We start from the raw sequence: 740 nt of genomic DNA, 5'->3' as shown, positions 1-740 counted from the left end.
CCTGGCCTGATTCGTTGACCAGCTCGTAGCGGGTGACCCAGGTCGCCTTCCAGTCCAGTCCCAGCTGGCCCCAGCCGGTTTCCGGCAGCAGCCAGTGCGCGCTGAAGTCCCAGCCGCTGGTGTTGATCGTGCCCAGGTTGGCGAGGATGTCCTCGAAGCGGATGATCTGCCCGCGTTCGTTGCGGGTGTAGCTGGCGCAGGCCACCGCGTCGCGGCTGTCGATGCAGCGGTTGAGGATCGCCTGCGCATCCGGCGCGTGGATCGCGCCGTCGATGGTGTGGCGGTAGAAGGTCACGCCCAGGTCCAGCTTGCTGGCGCAGCTGCTGCCCTCGGCTCAGCCCGGGCTCCACACCGCGCCGGCCATGAACGAACGGCTCTTCTCCGGCTGCAGGTCGCGGTTGTCGGAGGTGACCACCGAGATCTGCGGATTGACCTGCTCATAACCCGGCGGCACGCCATCGGCCACGCACTTGGGGGTGGTGGAGGCGGCGTTGTTGCACGGGTCCACCAGGGTGGCGTCGAAGCGGCTCAGTGTGCCGTACAGCTCGCCGATGGATGGTGCGCGGAAGCCCTCTTGCCGGTGCCGGTGCCGCCGGTGAACAGCAGCAGGGCATGGCGCCGCGCGAGGGCGGCGCCGCGGGCCTTCGGGTCCGCGGTGCCGCCCGGTCAGCCCGTCCCGTCGAAAGCCGCCCGCGCCAACAGGTACGTCTGCATGGTCCATGCCTGCGGTCCGTCACGTG

At 69.6% G+C, this 740-nt stretch carries 1 protein-coding gene and 1 pseudogene; both read right to left on the bottom strand.

Annotated features, from left to right (window positions below; all coding sequences use genetic code 11):
• Positions 1–295, bottom strand: a pseudogene (locus ABB34_RS14670) (TonB-dependent receptor); the annotation flags it as partial.
• Positions 296–334: 39 nt separating this feature from the next.
• On the bottom strand, positions 335–721 hold the full coding sequence (locus tag ABB34_RS15365; protein ID WP_152979656.1) for a TonB-dependent receptor domain-containing protein: 387 nt from the start codon (positions 719–721) through the stop codon (positions 335–337).
• Positions 722–740: the final 19 nt, after the last annotated feature.

The sequence above is a fragment of the Stenotrophomonas daejeonensis genome (genome assembly GCF_001431505.1).
Taxonomy (GTDB): domain Bacteria; phylum Pseudomonadota; class Gammaproteobacteria; order Xanthomonadales; family Xanthomonadaceae; genus Stenotrophomonas; species Stenotrophomonas daejeonensis.
The sequence above is the reverse complement of the archived record's forward strand: the minus strand, read 5'-3'. Positions and strand labels throughout refer to the sequence as shown.